This is a genomic window from Rhizobium sp. CB2179, from assembly GCF_057653455.1.
Window position 1 is genome coordinate 3,832,777 of the sequence record NZ_CM172781.1, and the last position, 17,320, is coordinate 3,850,096.

At 62.0% G+C, this 17,320-nt stretch carries 9 protein-coding genes; all 9 read left to right on the plus strand.

Annotation, left to right across the window (positions count from 1 at the left end):
* Positions 1-27: 27 nt before the first annotated feature.
* The 9 genes from AC244Q_RS19015 (at position 28) to AC244Q_RS19055 (ending at position 17,318) form a co-directional block, all read left to right on the plus strand.
* Entirely contained in the window at positions 28-3,354 is a 3,327-nt protein-coding gene (locus AC244Q_RS19015) for a transglutaminase family protein (protein ID WP_113546994.1), read from the plus strand.
* A 38-nt stretch (positions 3,355-3,392) separates the two neighbouring features.
* Positions 3,393-5,810 carry a circularly permuted type 2 ATP-grasp protein gene (locus AC244Q_RS19020; protein WP_017995184.1) on the plus strand — a complete coding sequence of 806 codons (2,418 nt, stop codon included), beginning with the start codon at positions 3,393-3,395 and terminating at the stop codon, positions 5,808-5,810.
* Between the two features lie 5 nt (positions 5,811-5,815).
* Positions 5,816-6,694: a transglutaminase family protein gene (locus tag AC244Q_RS19025; protein ID WP_012758978.1), complete on the plus strand. Its 879-nt coding sequence runs from the start codon at positions 5,816-5,818 to the stop codon at positions 6,692-6,694.
* Positions 6,695-6,810: 116 nt separating this feature from the next.
* Complete coding sequence (locus AC244Q_RS19030) at positions 6,811-8,010, plus strand: pilus assembly protein (protein WP_017995186.1); 1,200 nt, start codon at positions 6,811-6,813, stop codon at positions 8,008-8,010.
* 275 nt (positions 8,011-8,285) lie between these two features.
* Entirely contained in the window at positions 8,286-10,748 is a 2,463-nt protein-coding gene (locus tag AC244Q_RS19035) for a glycogen/starch/alpha-glucan phosphorylase (RefSeq protein ID WP_012758980.1), read from the plus strand.
* Positions 10,745-12,952, plus strand: coding sequence for a 1,4-alpha-glucan branching protein GlgB (gene glgB, locus AC244Q_RS19040; protein ID WP_012758981.1), 2,208 nt, complete (start codon positions 10,745-10,747; stop codon positions 12,950-12,952). The genes AC244Q_RS19035 and glgB overlap by 4 nt, the downstream gene beginning before the upstream one ends.
* 19 nt (positions 12,953-12,971) lie before the next feature.
* Positions 12,972-14,234 carry a glucose-1-phosphate adenylyltransferase gene (gene glgC, locus AC244Q_RS19045; RefSeq protein ID WP_012758982.1) on the plus strand — a complete coding sequence of 421 codons (1,263 nt, stop codon included), beginning with the start codon at positions 12,972-12,974 and terminating at the stop codon, positions 14,232-14,234.
* 3 nt (positions 14,235-14,237) lie between these two features.
* Positions 14,238-15,680, plus strand: coding sequence for a glycogen synthase GlgA (glgA, locus tag AC244Q_RS19050; protein WP_012758983.1), 1,443 nt, complete (start codon positions 14,238-14,240; stop codon positions 15,678-15,680).
* Between the two features lie 6 nt (positions 15,681-15,686).
* On the plus strand, positions 15,687-17,318 hold the full coding sequence (locus AC244Q_RS19055) for an alpha-D-glucose phosphate-specific phosphoglucomutase (protein WP_003552790.1): 1,632 nt from the start codon (positions 15,687-15,689) through the stop codon (positions 17,316-17,318).
* The last annotated feature ends 2 nt before the right edge of the window (positions 17,319-17,320 follow it).

Here is a 17,320-nt window from a genome sequence, read left to right on the forward strand (position 1 = left end):
CGATGCGAGCCGGATAAAAAGAGAAATATGTCGATCAAAGCCAGCATCTATCATCTGACGCATTACATCTATGACAAGCCGGTTCGCCTCGGCCCACAGATCATCAGACTGAAACCTGCCTCGCATTCGAAGACACGGGTGCTCAGCCACTCGCTGAAGGTCACGCCTTCCAACCATTTCGTCAATCTGCAGCAGGACCCCTACGGCAACTACCTTGCCCGCTACGTCTTTCCGGATCCGGTGACCGAGTTCAAGATCGAGGTCGATCTCGTCGCCGACATGACGGTCTACAATCCGTTCGACTTCTTCGTCGAGGAAGAGGCAACCAAGTGGCCGTTCGGATACCCCGAAACGATCCAGGAGGATCTGTCGATCTACATGACGCCGGAGCCGGCCGGTCCGCGCCTCAAGGCGCTGCTGCCGACGCTCGACTGGTCGCCCGACCAGCCGACGGTGGACATGGTCGTCGGCCTGAATGCCCGCCTGCAGCGGCAGATCGGCTATGTCATCCGCATGGAAACCGGCGTGCAGACGCCGGAGGAGACGCTGGAAAGCGCCAAGGGTTCCTGCCGCGACACCAGCTGGCTGCTCGTCCAGATCCTTCGCCATCTCGGCCTCGCCGCCCGCTTCGTCTCCGGCTACCTCATCCAGCTGACGCCGGACCTGAAGGCGCTTGACGGCCCCTCCGGCACCGAAGTCGATTTCACCGACCTGCATGCCTGGGCTGAGGTCTATCTGCCTGGTGCCGGCTGGGTCGGTCTCGATCCGACCTCCGGCCTGCTGACCGGGGAAAGCCACATCCCGCTTGCCGCCACACCGCATTTCCGAAATGCCGCTCCGATTTCCGGCGGTTATTTCGGCGAGGCCGAAACCGAATTCGCCTTCGACATGAAGGTATCGCGCGTCGCCGAGCACCCGCGCATCACCAAGCCCTTCTCCGATGAGAGCTGGGACGAACTCAACGAACTCGGCGAGAAGGTCGATCGTGTCCTCGAAGCCGAGGACGTGCATCTGACGATGGGCGGCGAACCGACCTTCGTTTCGATCGACGATTTCCAGTCCGAGGAGTGGAACACCGCCGCCGTCGGCCCGACCAAGCGCGAAAAGGCCGACGTCCTGATCCGCAAGCTGCAAGAACGCTTCGCCCCCGGTGGTTTCCTGCATTACGGCCAGGGCAAATGGTATCCGGGCGAAAGCCTGCCGCGCTGGACCTTCTCGCTCTACTGGCGCCGCGACGGCAAGCCGGTCTGGCAGAACCTCGATCTGGTCGCCGCCGAAGGCAAGGATACCGGCGTTACCGCCGAGGATGCCGAAAAGCTCCTGACGGCGATCGCCAAGGAGCTGGCGATCAAGCCTGACATGGTGCAGCCGGCTTATGAAGATCCGGCCGACTGGATCATCAAGGAAGGCAACCTTCCCGAAAATGTCGATCCGGCGAATTCGAAGCTGAAGGATCCTGAGGAACGCAACCGCATCGCCCGCGTCTTCGCCCGCGGCCTGACCGTCGCGACCGGCTACATTCTTCCGGTCCAGGCATGGAACGCCAAGGCAGCGGAAAGCCGAGTCTGGGTCAGCGAGAAATGGCGCACCCGCCGCGGCAAGATCTTCCTCGTCCCGGGCGACAGTCCGATCGGTTACCGCCTGCCGCTCGGCACGTTGCCCTATGTTGCCCCGGCGCGTTACCCCTATATCCACCCCGCCGATCCGACGATCCCGCGCGAACCGCTGCCTGATGTCTTTGTACCGGCCGGCCGCGCCATGCCGGAAGCCTCTTTCCATGCCGATGAGAGCAATCGCGGCCGTGTCGAACAGACGCTCGGCGAACTCCGCGGTGCCGTGCGCACCGCCATGTCGGTCGAGCCGCGCGACGGCAGGCTCTGCATCTTCATGCCGCCGGTCGAGCGCATCGAGGATTATCTCGAGCTGATCGCCGCAGCCGAAAACGCCGCAGCCGAACTCAAGCTTCCCGTCCATATCGAAGGTTATCCGCCGCCGCAGGACGAGCGCATCAACGTCATCCGCGTCGCCCCGGATCCCGGCGTCATTGAGGTCAACATTCATCCGGCCTCGAACTGGAAGGACTGCGTCGACATTACGACCGCGATCTACGAGGAAGCGCGCGCCACCCGGCTCGGCGCCGACAAGTTCATGATCGACGGTCGCCACACCGGCACCGGCGGCGGCAACCATGTCGTCGTAGGCGCGGCCAATCCGAACAACAGCCCCTTCCTGCGCCGTCCCGATCTGTTGAAGAGCGTCGTCCTCCACTGGCAGCGTCATCCCTCTCTCTCCTACCTCTTCTCCGGCATGTTCATCGGCCCGACCAGCCAGGCGCCGCGCATCGACGAGGCTCGTCACGACAGCCTCTATGAGCTGGAGATCGCCATGGCGCAGATCGCTGCCCCCGGCAGCGGCCAGCAACCGCTGCCCTGGCTCGTTGACCGCCTGTTCCGTAACCTTTTGACCGACGTCACCGGCAATACCCACCGTGCCGAGATCTGCATCGATAAGCTGTTCTCGCCCGACGGCCCGACCGGACGGCTCGGCCTCATCGAGTTCCGCGGCTTCGAGATGCCGCCGAATGCGCGCATGTCGCTTGCCCAGCAATTGCTGGTGCGCGCGCTGATCGCTCGTTTTTGGGTCAGCCCGGTCGACGGCAACTTCGTCCGCTGGGGCACGACCCTGCACGACCGTTTCATGCTGCCGCATTTCGTCTGGACCGATTTCCTCGACGTGCTCGCCGACCTTCGCCAAAACGGCTTCGACGTCAGCCCGGAATGGTTCAAGGCCCAGCTCGAATTCCGCTTCCCCTTCTGCGGCGAAGTCGAATACGAGGGCTCGAAGCTCGAACTGCGCCAGGCGCTGGAGCCTTGGCATGTCATGGGCGAGGAAGGCGCGCCGGGCGGCACCGTCCGATACGTCGACAGCTCCGTCGAACGCCTTCAGGTGCGGCTCGAAACCAGCAATACCGCGCGTTATACCGTCACCTGCAATGGCCGCACCCTGCCGCTGACGCCGACCGGCACCGCTGGCGTGTCGGTCGCCGGCGTCCGTTACAAGGCGTGGCAGCCATCCTCCGGTCTGCATCCTGTCCTGCCGATCAACACGCCTTTGACGTTTGACATTTATGATACATGGTCGAAGCGTTCGATCGGCGGCTGCATCTATCATGTTGCCCATCCGGGCGGCCGGACCTATGACACCTTCCCGGTCAACGGCAACGAAGCGGAAGCAAGGCGGCTCGCCCGCTTCGAGCCGTGGGGACATACGGCGGGCGGTTATATCCCGCACGCCGAGACGGGTTCGCTTGAATTCCCGCTGACGCTGGATCTGAGGCGGCCCGCCGGAATTTAAGGCCGAGGGTTAGGGCCGGGGGTTGGGGTTCAGTTTTGATGGGTAAGAGGCCGGCAGCGGAGCGCAGGGGAGAGGCAGAGGTCCGCATCGCCAAGGGTGCGGCCTTCGGCTATGCGCCGCTTCCTGGCACCGCTGACGAGATGGTCGACAACAAAGGCGCAGTCCGCCCCGTCTGGCAGAATTTCCTCTCGCATCTGAGCGCAATGCCGGAAAAGGATCTCGCCGAGCGTTTTGCCCGCGCCGACCGCTACCTGCGCGATGCCGGCGTCTTCTACCGCGCCTATGGCAGCAAGGGCACCGGCGAACGCGCCTGGCCGATTTCGCATATCCCGGTGCTGATCGACGAGCGCGAATGGAAGACGCTGTCGGCGGGGCTCGTCCAGCGCGCCGACCTGCTGGAGGCGATCGTTGCCGATATTTACGGCGACAACCGGCTGGTGGAGGAAGGGGTCCTGCCGCCGGCGCTGATGGCCGCCAATCCCGAATTCCAGCGCCCGCTCGCCGGTATCCGGCCGGGCTCCGGCCATTATCTGCATTTCTGCGCCTTCGAGATCGGCCGCGGACCTGACGGCAACTGGTGGGTGCTGGCCGACAGGACGCAGGCACCGTCTGGCGCCGGTTTCGCGCTGGAAAGCCGCGTCGCGACGACCCGGGCCTTCTCGGATATCTACGCCGAAACCCCGGTCCACCGCCTCGCCTCCTTCTTCGGCGCCTTCCGCGACGCACTACAGGGTATGAAACATTCGGGCGACGACCGCATCGCCGTGCTGACGCCCGGCCCGGCCAACGAGACCTATTACGAGCACGCCTACATCGCCCGCTATCTCGGTCTCATGCTGCTCGAAGGCGAGGACCTCACTGTCGTGAAGGGCCGCGTCATGGTGCGCACCGTTGCCGGCCTGAAGCCGATCGGGGTGCTCTGGCGCCGTCTCGATTCGGCCTTTGCCGACCCGCTGGAGCTGAACCAGAATTCGCATATCGGCACGCCCGGCCTGGTGGAAGCGCTGCGCGCCGAAAGCCTCACCATCGTCAATGCGCTCGGCACCGGCGTTCTCGAAACCCGGGCGCTTCTGGCCTTCATGCCGACCATCTGCCACCGTCTGCTGGGGGAAGATCTGCAATTGCCCTCGATCGCTACCTGGTGGTGTGGCCAGAAGGAAGAGCGCGAGCACGTCGCAAAGAACATCGAGAAGATGGTGATCGGCCCGGCCTATTCCCGAGCACCCTTCTTCGACGACAACGGCGAGTCCGTGCTCGGCTCGTCGCTGCGTGCGACCGCCAAGGATTCCATCACCGACTGGCTGAGTTCGGACGGCCCGAAACTGGTCGGCCAGGAGGTCGTCACGCTGTCGACGACGCCCGCCTGGGTGGACGGCAAGCTCGTGCCGCGGCCGATGTCGCTGCGCGTCTTTGCCGCCCGCACGGCAAACGGCTGGCAGATCATGCCCGGCGGCTTTGCCCGTATCGGCTCCGGCGCCGATGTCGCGGCGATCGCCATGCAGTCGGGCGGAGCGGCCGCCGACGTCTGGATCGTCAGCGACAAGCCGGTCGAGCGCCACACGCTGCTGCCGGCCGAGGGCAGCTTTACCCGCAACATGCCGGGCAGCCTGCCAAGCCGGGCAGCCGACAATTTGTTCTGGCTCGGCCGTTACATCGAACGTGCCGAAGGGGCGCTGCGCATCCTGCGCGCCTGGCATGCGCGTTACGCCGAAGCTGCCGATCCGAGCCAGCCGCTGCTCGCCGATGTCTCCGAGTATCTCACGGCCGTCGATATCGATACCGCCGAACCCGTGCCGGAAACGCTCTTGCGCAACATCGACAGCGCCGTTTATTCGGCGAGCAACATCCGCGACCGTTTCTCCCCGGACGGCTGGCTGGCACTCAACGATCTCGCCAAAACCGCCCGCCGCTTTCACGTCACCGTCGCTGCCGGCGACGACGCCAGCCATGCGATGACGATCCTTCTGCGCAAGCTCGCGGGCTTCGCCGGTCTCGTGCACGAGAACATGTACCGCTTCACCGGCTGGCGCTTCCTCTCGCTCGGCCGCTATATCGAGCGCGGCCTGCACATGACGCGCCTGCTCGGCCACATGTCCGGCCCGGAAGCGCCCGACGGCGCGCTCGACATGCTGCTCGAAATCGGCGACAGCGTCATGACCCATCGCCGCCGCTACAACGTCAACACGGCGCGGCTGACCGTCACCGACCTGCTGGCGCTCGACCCTCTCAATCCCCGCTCGGTCCTTTTCCAGGTGAACGAGATCCACCATGAAGTCGAGCAGTTGCCGAATGCCCTGATCAACGGCCAGATGTCGCCCTTCTACCGCGAAGCGATGCGGCTCCATTCCGGCCTGGCGGTGATGACGCCGGAGGGCATGGGGGCCGAGGTCTATCAACGGCTAGAACGCGAATTGGAGCAGCTTTCCGATCTGCTCGCCCAAACCTATCTCGGGTGACGGCGATGCTCTACGATCTCTCCCTCCGCATGGGTTACATCTACGACGTGCCGGCCTCCGGCGCTCGCCACGTCATGCGCCTGATGCCGCTGTCGCTGACCAATCGACAGCGCCTGGTCGCCGGCTCGATCACCATCTCGCCGACGCCGGACGAGCAGTCGCATTTCGTCGATTTCTTCCATCATCCCACCACCTCCTTCATGCTGCGCGCGCCGCACGAGACGCTCGACATTCGCATGCAGGCCCGCGTGCAGGTGGAAAGCCAGCCGATCGCCGCCGATTTCTCGCCGCTGCTTGCCGACCTGCCGGAGGAGGTCGCCGGAATCTGGTCGCTGGCGCCGGATTCGCCGCACCATTTCCTTGGCGACAGCCCGCGCCTGACCCAAGCCCGCGAGATCGCCGACTATGCGCAAAGCTGGGCCGTGCCTGATCTGACGGCGATGCAGATCGCCCATGCGCTCTGTAGCCGGATCAACAAGGATTTCACCTACGATCCTGACGCGACAACGGTGGACACGACGCCGCTCGAGGCGTTCAGATTGAAGCGCGGCGTCTGCCAGGATTTCACCCACATCATGATCCTGGCGCTTAGAAGCCTCGGCATTCCGGCCGGCTACGTCTCCGGCTTCCTGCGCACCATCCCGCCGCCCGGCAAGGAACGGCTGGAAGGGGCGGACGCCATGCATGCCTGGGTCAGGATCTGGTGCGGCGAGACGAACGGCTGGATCGAGCTCGACCCGACCAACGACATCCCCGCCGGCACAGACCACATCGTGGTCGCCTATGGCCGGGACTATTCCGACGTCGTTCCCGTCATCGGCGTATTGAAAAGTTATGGCGGCCAACGCGCCGTCCAGGCGGTCGACGTGATCCCACTGAAATAATCCCAAAACTGGAAAAATCCGACGATTCGTTAAAATTGTATTGACGCCGTAAGGACAGCGGAAAGGAGGAGCGTGCCTAATATCACCGCACAGGGCCTCCTACACGGGTGAACATGATGAGCACCTCCTTTTTGCATCCCTGCCTGCGTCGCATGCTTGGCGACCGTGGCGGTAATTTCGGTATAATGACGGCGATCGTATTGCCCGTCCTCTTTGGTGCTGCCGGCATGGCGATCCAGGTGGGCGACCTATTGCTCTCGAAACAGCAATTGCAGGAAGCCGCCGATTCTGCCGCGCTGGCAACCGCGACCGCCCTGGCAAACGGCACGATCCAAACCTCGCAGGCCGAGGCCTTCGCGCGGGATTTCGTCGCCGGACAAATGGCGAATTACCTGCAGAGCGGCATCGATATCAAGAGCACGACGGGCGTCGATGTCCGGACAACGACATCGGGCAAGTCGACATCCTATCAAGTGACGGTTTCGCCCGACTACAACATCGCGGTCAATCCGCTGATGCAGACGATCGGGTTCACGACGCAGAACATTTCAACGTCGAGCACGACGACCAGCGGCAATTCGCAAACCCAAGGCTCCGTCTCGATGTTCCTCGTCCTCGACAGATCCGGCTCAATGGGCGAGGATACCGCGACGGTCAACGCGTCAGATCCTACGGAAGAATACAATTACGACTGCAGCGAAAAAGACAGATACGGCAACGTAACCAAGAAGAAGACCTGCACCGATACGCGTCCTCACTACTACACCAAAATCGAAGCCCTGAAGCTTGCCGTCGGCACGCTGACGGGCGAACTCGACGCAGTCGATCCCGAAAAGGAATATGTCCGCACGGGTGCCGTTTCCTACAATATCGAGATGCAGAAAGCGAAAGCGCTGGATTGGGGAACGGCCCACGTCACCAAATATGTCAACAAGCTGACGGCGACCGACGGTACGGACTCTGGCGAGGCATTCAAGACGGCCTATAATAAGCTTGCCGACGCGGCCGAAGACAAGGCGCACGTGGACAAGACGGGACAGGTTCCGACAAAATACATCGTCTTCATGACGGACGGAGACAACAACTATACCTCCGCCGACACCGAAACGAAGACGTGGTGCGACAAGGCGCGCGACGCCAAGATGCAGGTCTATACGATTGCCTTTATGGCGCCGGCGCGTGGCCAGGCTCTGCTGAGCTATTGCGCGACAGCGCCGGGCAACTATTTTCCCGCTGGCGACATGACGGCGCTCCTGAAGGCATTCAAGGAAATCGGCATGAAAGCATCCAATCAGGTCACGCGTCTGACGAACTGATACAACGCCCAGAGAAATGGGAAACGAAAAGCCGCGCCGGAACAAACCGGTGCGGCTTTTCGTTGTGCTCGTTCGGCGCATCAGATCGGGAAAAGCGATTGAAATCAAGCCCCTCGACCCGCGTGAATATGAAGGTTTCGCAAATTTTTCGTTTGTCCAAATCCTTTGTTGCAAGTGCTTAGTAACGATGCATAAACTGTCGGCTGCGCAAGCGACAAATTGATTGAATCAGGCATAACATCCTGAAACAAAATTAAAATTGGCGAGACCTGACGATGAACACTGTTTCCAAGCCGATCATCCCCTCCCCCGCCCCTCGCAGTTCAAGGCCGGAAATTCTCGCTGAAGAAATTATCGAACGTCTGACCTACCGCATCGGCAAGGATGCCAAGGTGGCAAAGCCGCATGACTGGCTGACCGCGACGATCCTGGTGGTGCGCGACCGCATCATCGACAGGTGGATGGCTTCCACCCGCGAGGTTTATGCGACCGGCGCTAAGCGCGTCTATTATCTTTCTCTCGAATTCCTGATCGGCCGGCTGATGCGCGACGCCGTTTCGAACCTCGGCCTGATGGAGGAGGTGCGCGATGCACTCGCCTCGCTCGGCGTCGACGTCAACGTCATCGCCGGCCTGGAGCCGGACGCCGCACTCGGCAACGGCGGCCTCGGCCGTCTGGCTGCCTGTTTCATGGAGAGCATGGCAACGGTCGACGTCCCGGCCTACGGCTACGGCATCCGCTATGTCCACGGCCTCTTCCGCCAGCAGTTGGCCGACGGCTGGCAGGTGGAACTGCCGGAAAACTGGCTCGCCCACGGCAATCCTTGGGAATTCGAACGCCGCGAAAGCGCCTATGAAATCGGCTTCGGCGGCGCCGTCGAATTCATCACCACCCATGACGACCAGCCGCGCTACGTCTGGAAACCGGCCGAGCGCGTCATCGCCGCCGCCTTCGACACGCCGGCCGTCGGCTGGCGCGGCAAGCGCGTCAACACGCTGCGCCTCTGGTCGGCGCAACCGATCGATCCGATCCTGCTCGATGCCTTCAACGCCGGCGACCACATCGGCGCTCTGCGCGAAAGCAACAAGGCCGAAAGCCTGACCCGGGTTCTCTATCCTGCCGACGCCACCCCGGCTGGCCAGGAACTGCGGCTGCGCCAGGAATTCTTCTTCTCGTCGGCCTCGCTGCAGGACATCCTGCGCCGCCATCTGCAGCAATACGACGATTTCACCTCGCTGCCGGACAAGGTGGCGATCCAGCTGAACGACACTCACCCCGCCGTCTCGGTCGCCGAACTCGTGCGTCTACTCTGTGACGTACACGGGATGGATTTCGACCAGGCCTGGGAAATTACCCGCCAAACCTTCTCCTACACCAACCACACGCTTCTGCCCGAAGCGTTGGAAAGCTGGGCGGTGCCACTGTTCGAGCGTCTGCTGCCGCGCCACATGCAGATCATCTATGCGATCAATGCCAAGATCCTGATCGACGCCCGCAAGGGCAAGAACTTCTCCGATGGGGAAATCCGCTCGATCTCGCTGATCGATGAAAGCGGCGACCGCCGCGTGCGCATGGGCAACCTCGCTTTCGTCGGCTCGCATTCGATCAACGGCGTTTCGGCCCTGCACACCGACCTGATGAAGGTCACGGTCTTCGCCGACCTGCACAAGCTCTATCCTAACCGCATCAACAACAAGACCAACGGCATCACGCCGCGCCGCTGGCTGCAGCAGTGCAATCCCGGTCTCACCGGCCTGATCCGCGAGGCCATCGGCGACGAATTCCTCGATGATGCCGAAAAGCTGCGTGCGCTCGACGTGCATTCTTCCGATCCGGCTTTCCAGCAGAAGTTTGCAGCGGTAAAGCGCGCCAACAAGGTGGCACTCTCCAACCTCGTCGCCAGCCGCATGGGCGTGAAGCTCGATCCGTCGGCGATGTTCGACATCCAGATCAAGCGCATCCATGAATACAAGCGCCAGCTGCTTAATATCATCGAGGCCGTCGCGCTCTACGACCAGATCCGCTCGCATCCCGAGCTCGACTGGGTGCCGCGCGTGAAACTCTTCGCCGGCAAGGCGGCGCCGAGTTATTACAATGCCAAGCTCATCATCAAGCTGATCAACGACGTCTCCCGCACGATCAACAACGACCCGTCGGTGCGCGGCCTGCTGAAGATCGTCTTCGTCCCGAACTACAATGTCTCGCTTGCCGAAGTCATGGTTCCGGCCGCCGACCTCTCGGAGCAGATCTCGACCGCCGGCATGGAAGCATCCGGCACCGGCAACATGAAATTCGGCCTCAATGGCGCGCTGACGATCGGCACGCTCGATGGCGCCAATGTCGAGATGCGCGACAATGTTGGCGAGGACAACATCGTCATCTTCGGTCTCAAGGCCGACGAGGTGTCGAAAGTCCGCAGCGATGGCCACAATCCGCGCGCCATCATCGAGGGATCGCGCGAACTCGCCCAGGCGCTTGCCGCCATCGGCTCCGGCGTCTTCTCGCCCGATGACCGCAATCGCTATACATCGCTGATCGATGGCATCTATTCGCACGATTGGTTCATGGTCGCAGCCGATTTCGACGCCTACGCCCAGGCCCAGCGCGAGGTCGACCAGATCTGGACCAACCAGTCCGCCTGGTACACCAAGACGATCAACAATACGGCGCGGATGGGCTGGTTCTCTTCCGACCGTACCATCAGGCAATATGCAGACGAAATCTGGAGAGCCGGATGAAAACGCCGAAGACCGTCCCTGAAGTAAAGCTTTCCTGGGAAATTTCGGCAGATGAAATCACGGCAATCCTTGCCGGCTCGCATTCCAATCCGTTTGCCGTCCTCGGTTTGCACCAGGCCGGCGACACCTTCGTCGCCCGGTGCTTCATCCAGGGCGCCGAAGAGGTGACCGCCATGACGCTCGATGGCGGCGTCATCGGCGAACTGAAGCAGCTCCATGCCGACGGCGTCTTTGCCGGCCCGGTTTCCCTCACAAAGCTCCAGCCGGTGCGTTACCGCGCCCGGCGCGGCGATGCCGAATGGGCAGTCACCGATCCCTACAGCTTCGGTCCGGTGCTCGGACCGATGGACGATTATTTCGCCCGCCAGGGTTCGCATCTGCGCCTGTTCGACAAGATGGGCGCCCACCTCATCAAGCACGACGGCGCCCAGGGCATCCATTTTGCCGTCTGGGCGCCGAACGCACAGCGCGTCTCCGTCGTCGGTGATTTCAACAATTGGGACGGCCGCCGCCACGTGATGCGCTTCCGTGCCGACAGCGGCATCTGGGAAATCTTTGCCCCTGACGTACCGATCGGCGTTGCCTACAAGTTCGAGATCCGCGGCCAGGACGGCGTATTGCTGCCGCTAAAGGCAGATCCCTTTGCGCGGCGCAGCGAGCTCCGACCGAAGACCGCCTCGATCACCGCCGCCGAGCTGGAGCAGGAGTGGGAAGACGAGGCCCATCTGAAGCACTGGCGCGAGACCGACAAGCGCCGCCAGCCGATCTCGATCTACGAGGTGCATGCCGCCTCCTGGCAACGCCGGCAGGACGGCACGATGCTGTCCTGGGACGAGCTCGCCTCCAGCCTCATCCCCTATTGCGCCGACATGGGCTTCACCCATATCGAATTCCTGCCGATCACCGAGTATCCCTACGACCCCTCTTGGGGTTACCAGACGACCGGCCTCTATGCGCCGACCGCTCGTTTCGGCGAGCCGGAGGGTTTTGCCCGTTTCGTCAACGGCTGCCACAAGGTCGGCATCGGCGTCATCCTCGACTGGGTGCCGGCGCATTTTCCGACCGACGAACACGGTCTCGGCTGGTTCGACGGCACGGCGCTCTACGAGCACGAAGATCCGCGCAAGGGCTTCCACCCGGACTGGAGCACGGCGATCTACAATTTCGGCCGCACCGAGGTCGTTTCCTATCTCGTTAACAACGCGCTCTACTGGGCCGAAAAATTCCACCTCGACGGTCTGCGTGTCGATGCCGTCGCTTCGATGCTCTACCTCGATTATTCGCGCAAGCACGGCGAGTGGATCCCGAACGAATATGGCGGCAACGAGAACCTCGAAGCGGTCCGTTTTCTGCAGGATCTCAACATCCGCATCTATGGCAAAAATTCCAACGTCATGACCATCGCCGAGGAATCGACCTCCTGGCCGAAAGTCTCGCAGCCCGTGCATGAAGGCGGCCTCGGTTTTGGCTTCAAGTGGAACATGGGCTTCATGCACGACACGCTGAGCTACATGAGCCGCGATCCTATCTATCGCGGCCACCATCACAACGAACTCACCTTCGGCCTGCTCTACGCCTATTCGGAAAATTTCGTCCTGCCGCTCTCGCATGACGAGGTTGTCCATGGAAAAGGCTCGCTGATCGCCAAGATGCCGGGCGACGACTGGCAGAAATTCGCCAATCTGCGTGCCTACTACGCCTATATGTGGGGCTATCCCGGCAAGAAGCTGCTGTTCATGGGCCAGGAATTCGCCCAGTGGAGCGAGTGGAGCGAAGAGAAGGCACTCGACTGGAACCTGCTTCAGTATCGCATGCACGAGGGCATCCGGCGCCTGGTGCGTGACCTCAATTTCACCTATCGCAGCAAGCCGGCGCTGCATGAGCGTGACTGCGAGGGCGAAGGTTTCGAATGGCTGGTCGCCGACGACCACCAGAATTCCGTCTTTGCCTGGCTGCGCAAGGCGCCGGGCCAGAAGCCGGTCGCCGTCATCACCAATTTCACCCCTGTCTATCGCGAGAATTACTCGATCCGCCTGCCGTCCGCAGGTCGCTGGCGGGAAATCCTGAACACCGATGCCGACATCTACGGCGGCAGCGGCAAGGGCAATGGCGGGCGCGTGCAGGCCGTCGATGCCGGCGGCAACATCACCTGCTCGATTACCTTGCCGCCCTTGGCGACAATCATGCTTGAACCTGAAAATTAGTGACTGGTGGGAGGAGAAAATGGTAGAAAAGCGCGTTCAGCCACTTGCCCGCGATGCAATGGCTTATGTTCTGGCGGGCGGTAGAGGAAGCCGTCTCAAGGAACTCACCGACCGGCGTGCCAAGCCGGCCGTCTATTTCGGCGGCAAGGCCCGCATCATCGATTTCGCCCTGTCGAATGCCCTGAATTCCGGCATTCGCCGTATCGGCGTTGCCACGCAATACAAGGCGCATTCGCTGATCCGCCACATGCAACGCGGCTGGAACTTCTTCCGCCCCGAGCGCAACGAAAGCTTCGATATCCTGCCGGCCAGCCAGCGCGTCTCCGAGACGCAATGGTATGAAGGCACGGCCGATGCCGTCTATCAGAACATCGACATCATCCAGGATTACGGCGTCGAATACATGGTCATTCTTGCCGGCGACCACGTCTATAAGATGGACTATGAATGGATGCTGCAGCAGCACGTCGATTCCGGCGCCGACGTCACCATCGGCTGCTTGGAAGTGCCGCGCATGGAAGCGGTCGGCTTCGGCGTCATGCATGTCAACGAGAAGGACGAGATCATCGCCTTCGTCGAGAAACCGGCCGATCCGCCGCCCATTCCCGACAAGCCGGATTTCGCCCTCGCCTCGATGGGCATCTACGTCTTCCACACCAAGTTCCTGCTCGATGCGCTGCGCCGCGACGCCGCCGATCCGACCTCGAGCCGCGACTTCGGCAAGGACATCATCCCCTATATCGTCAAGAACGGTAAGGCGGTCGCCCACCGCTTCGCCAAGTCCTGCGTCCGTTCGGATTTCGAGCACGAGCCCTACTGGCGCGACGTCGGCACGATCGACGCCTATTGGCAGGCCAATATCGACCTGACAGCGATCGTTCCGGAGCTCGATATCTACGACAAGTCCTGGCCGATCTGGACCTATGCCGAGATTACCCCGCCGGCGAAATTCGTCCATGACGACGAGGATCGCCGCGGCTCGGCCACCTCCTCAGTTGTGTCAGGCGATTGCATCATTTCAGGCGCCATGCTCAACAACAGCCTGCTCTTCACGGGCGTCAGGGCCAACTCCTTCTCCAAGTTGGAAGGAGCGGTCGTCCTGCCGAACGTGAAGGTCGGACGGCGCGCGCAGCTCAAGAATGTGGTGATCGACCATGGTGTCGTCATTCCGGAAGGTCTGGTCGTCGGCGAGGATCCCGAGCTCGATGCCAAGCGCTTCCGGCGGACGGAAAGCGGCATCTGCCTGATCACGCAACCGATGATCGACAAGCTGGATATCTGACTTATGAAAGTTCTTTCGGTTTCGTCCGAAGTCTTCCCTTTGATCAAGACAGGGGGTCTGGCCGATGTGTCCGGCGCCCTGCCGATTGCTCTGAAAGCCTTCGGGGTCGAGACCAAGACCCTTCTACCCGGCTATCCCGCCGTCATGAAGGTCATTCGCGACGCGGTCGTCAGGCTCGAATTCCCCGACCTGCTCGGTGAACGGGCGACCGTACTCGAGGTCCAGCACGAGGGCCTCGATCTGCTCATCCTCGATGCCCCGGCCTATTACGACAGGCCGGGCGGACCCTATCTCGATCCGCTCGGCAAGGACTATCCCGACAACTGGCGTCGTTTTGCCGCCCTGTCGCTCGCCGCCTCCGAGATCGCCGCCGGTCTGCTGCCCGGCTGGAAGCCGGATCTCGTCCACACTCACGACTGGCAGGCGGCGCTGACGTCCGTCTATATGCGTTATTATCCGACGCCGGAACTGCCGAGCGTTCTGACCATCCACAACATCGCCTTCCAGGGCCAGTTCGGTTCCGAGATCTTTGCCGGCCTGCGCCTGCCTGCCCATGCCTTCGCCACCGAAAGCATCGAATATTACGGCACTATCGGCTTTCTCAAGGGCGGCCTTAAGACCGCCCATGCGATCACGACAGTCAGCCCGACCTATGCCGATGAGATTCTGACGTCGGAATTCGGCATGGGGCTCGAGGGCGTCATCGCCAGCCGCATCGACGATCTGCACGGCATCGTCAACGGCATCGACACCGATATCTGGAACCCGGCGACCGATCCTGTCGTCCACACCCACTACGGCTCGACGACGCTGAAGAACCGCGAGGAGAACCGTCGCTCGATCGCCGAATTCTTCCACCTCGACAATGACGACGCCCCGATCTTCTGCGTCATCAGCCGTCTCACCTGGCAGAAGGGCATGGATGTCGTCGCCAACATCGCCGATGAGATCGTCGCCATGGGCGGCAAGCTCGTCGTGCTCGGGTCCGGCGAAGCCGCCCTTGAAGGCGCTCTGCTCGCCTCCGCCAGCCGCCATCCCGGCCGCATCGGCGTTTCGATCGGCTACAACGAGCCGATGTCGCACCTGATGCAGGCCGGCTGCGATGCGATCGTCATCCCCTCGCGCTTCGAACCCTGCGGCCTGACCCAGCTTTACGGCCTGCGTTACGGCTGCGTGCCGATCGTGGCCCGCACCGGCGGGTTGAATGACACCGTGATCGACGCCAATCACGCCGCACTTGCAGCGAAAGTCGCAACCGGCATACAATTTGCCCCCGTGACAGAAACAGGCATGCTACAGGCAATCCGCCGTGCGATGCATTTTTATCAGGACCGAAAACTCTGGACCCAATTGCAAAAGCAGGGCATGAAATCGGATGTCTCCTGGGAGAAGAGCGCCGAACGCTACGCTGCCCTCTATTCAAGCCTCGTCTCGAAAGGCATGTGACCTAAAATGATCAAGTCCGTCTCCACCACGCCCTATCTGGACCAGAAACCCGGCACGTCGGGCCTGCGCAAGAAGGTTCCGGTCTTCCAGCAGCCGAACTATGCAGAGAACTTCATCCAGTCGATCTTCGATTCGCTGGAAGGCTATCAGGGCAAGTGCCTCGTCATCGGCGGCGACGGACGCTACTACAATCGCGAGGTCATCCAGAAGGCGGTCAAGATGGCCGCGGCCAATGGCTTCGGCAAGGTCATGGTCGGCAAGGGCGGCATCCTGTCGACGCCGGCCGCTTCCCACATCATCCGCAAATACAAGGCTTTCGGTGGCATCATCCTCTCCGCAAGCCACAACCCCGGCGGCCCGACCGAAGACTTCGGCATCAAATACAACATCAACAATGGCGGCCCGGCGCCGGAAAAGATCACCGACGCTATCTATGCGCGCTCCAAGACGATCGACAGCTACAAGATCGCCGATTTCGCCGACGTCAATCTCGACCGCATCGGCAAGGACGAGCTTCCCGGCGGCACGATCCTCTCGGTTATCGATCCGGTCGAGGACTATGCCGCGCTGATGGAAGAGCTGTTCGATTTCGGCGCCATCCGCAATCTGATCAGCCTCGGCTTCCGCATTGCCTTCGATGGGATGAGCGCCGTCACTGGCCCCTATGCCAAGGAAATCTTCGAAAATCGTCTCGGCGCTCCCTCGGGCTCGGTGCGCAACTTCATGCCGCTGCCGGATTTCGGCGGCCATCATCCGGACCCGAACCCGGTGCACTGCAAGGAACTCTTCGATGAAATGATGGGCGATGACGCGCCCGATTTCGGCGCAGCTTCCGACGGCGACGGCGACCGCAATCTGATCATCGGCCGCGGCATCTTCGTCACGCCGTCCGACAGCCTGGCGATCCTTGCCGCCAACGCCAATCTCGCCCCTGGCTATTCCGGCGGGCTCGCCGGCATCGCCCGCTCGATGCCGACATCGGGTGCTGCCGACCGCGTCGCCGAAAAGCGCGGCATCGGCATGTACGAAACGCCGACCGGCTGGAAGTTCTTCGGCAACCTACTCGACGCCGGCATGGCGACGATCTGTGGTGAGGAAAGCTCCGGCACCGGCTCCAGCCACGTCCGCGAAAAGGATGGCCTCTGGGCCGTGCTGCTGTGGCTGAACATTCTTGCAGTGCGCGGCGAGAGCGTCGCCGATATCGTCACCCAGCATTGGCAGACCTACGGCCGCAACTATTATTCGCGCCATGATTATGAAGGCCTCGACACCGATGCGGCGAACGGCTTGGTGGACAATCTGCGCAGCCAGCTTCCCACCCTGCCCGGCAAGAGCTTCGGCAACCTGAAGGTCGAGAAGGCCGACGACTTCGCCTATCACGATCCGATCGACAAATCGGTGAGCGAGCATCAAGGCATCCGCGTGCTCTTCGAAGGCGGCTCCCGCGTCGTCTTCCGCCTGTCCGGCACCGGCACGTCTGGCGCAACCTTGCGCGTCTATATCGAGCGCTACGAGCCGGATTCGACTCGTCACAACATCGAAACGCAAGAAGCGCTCGCCGATCTGATCGCCGCCGCCGAAAGCATAGCCAGCATTCGTGAACGCACGGGACGCGATGCGCCAACCGTGATCACCTGATC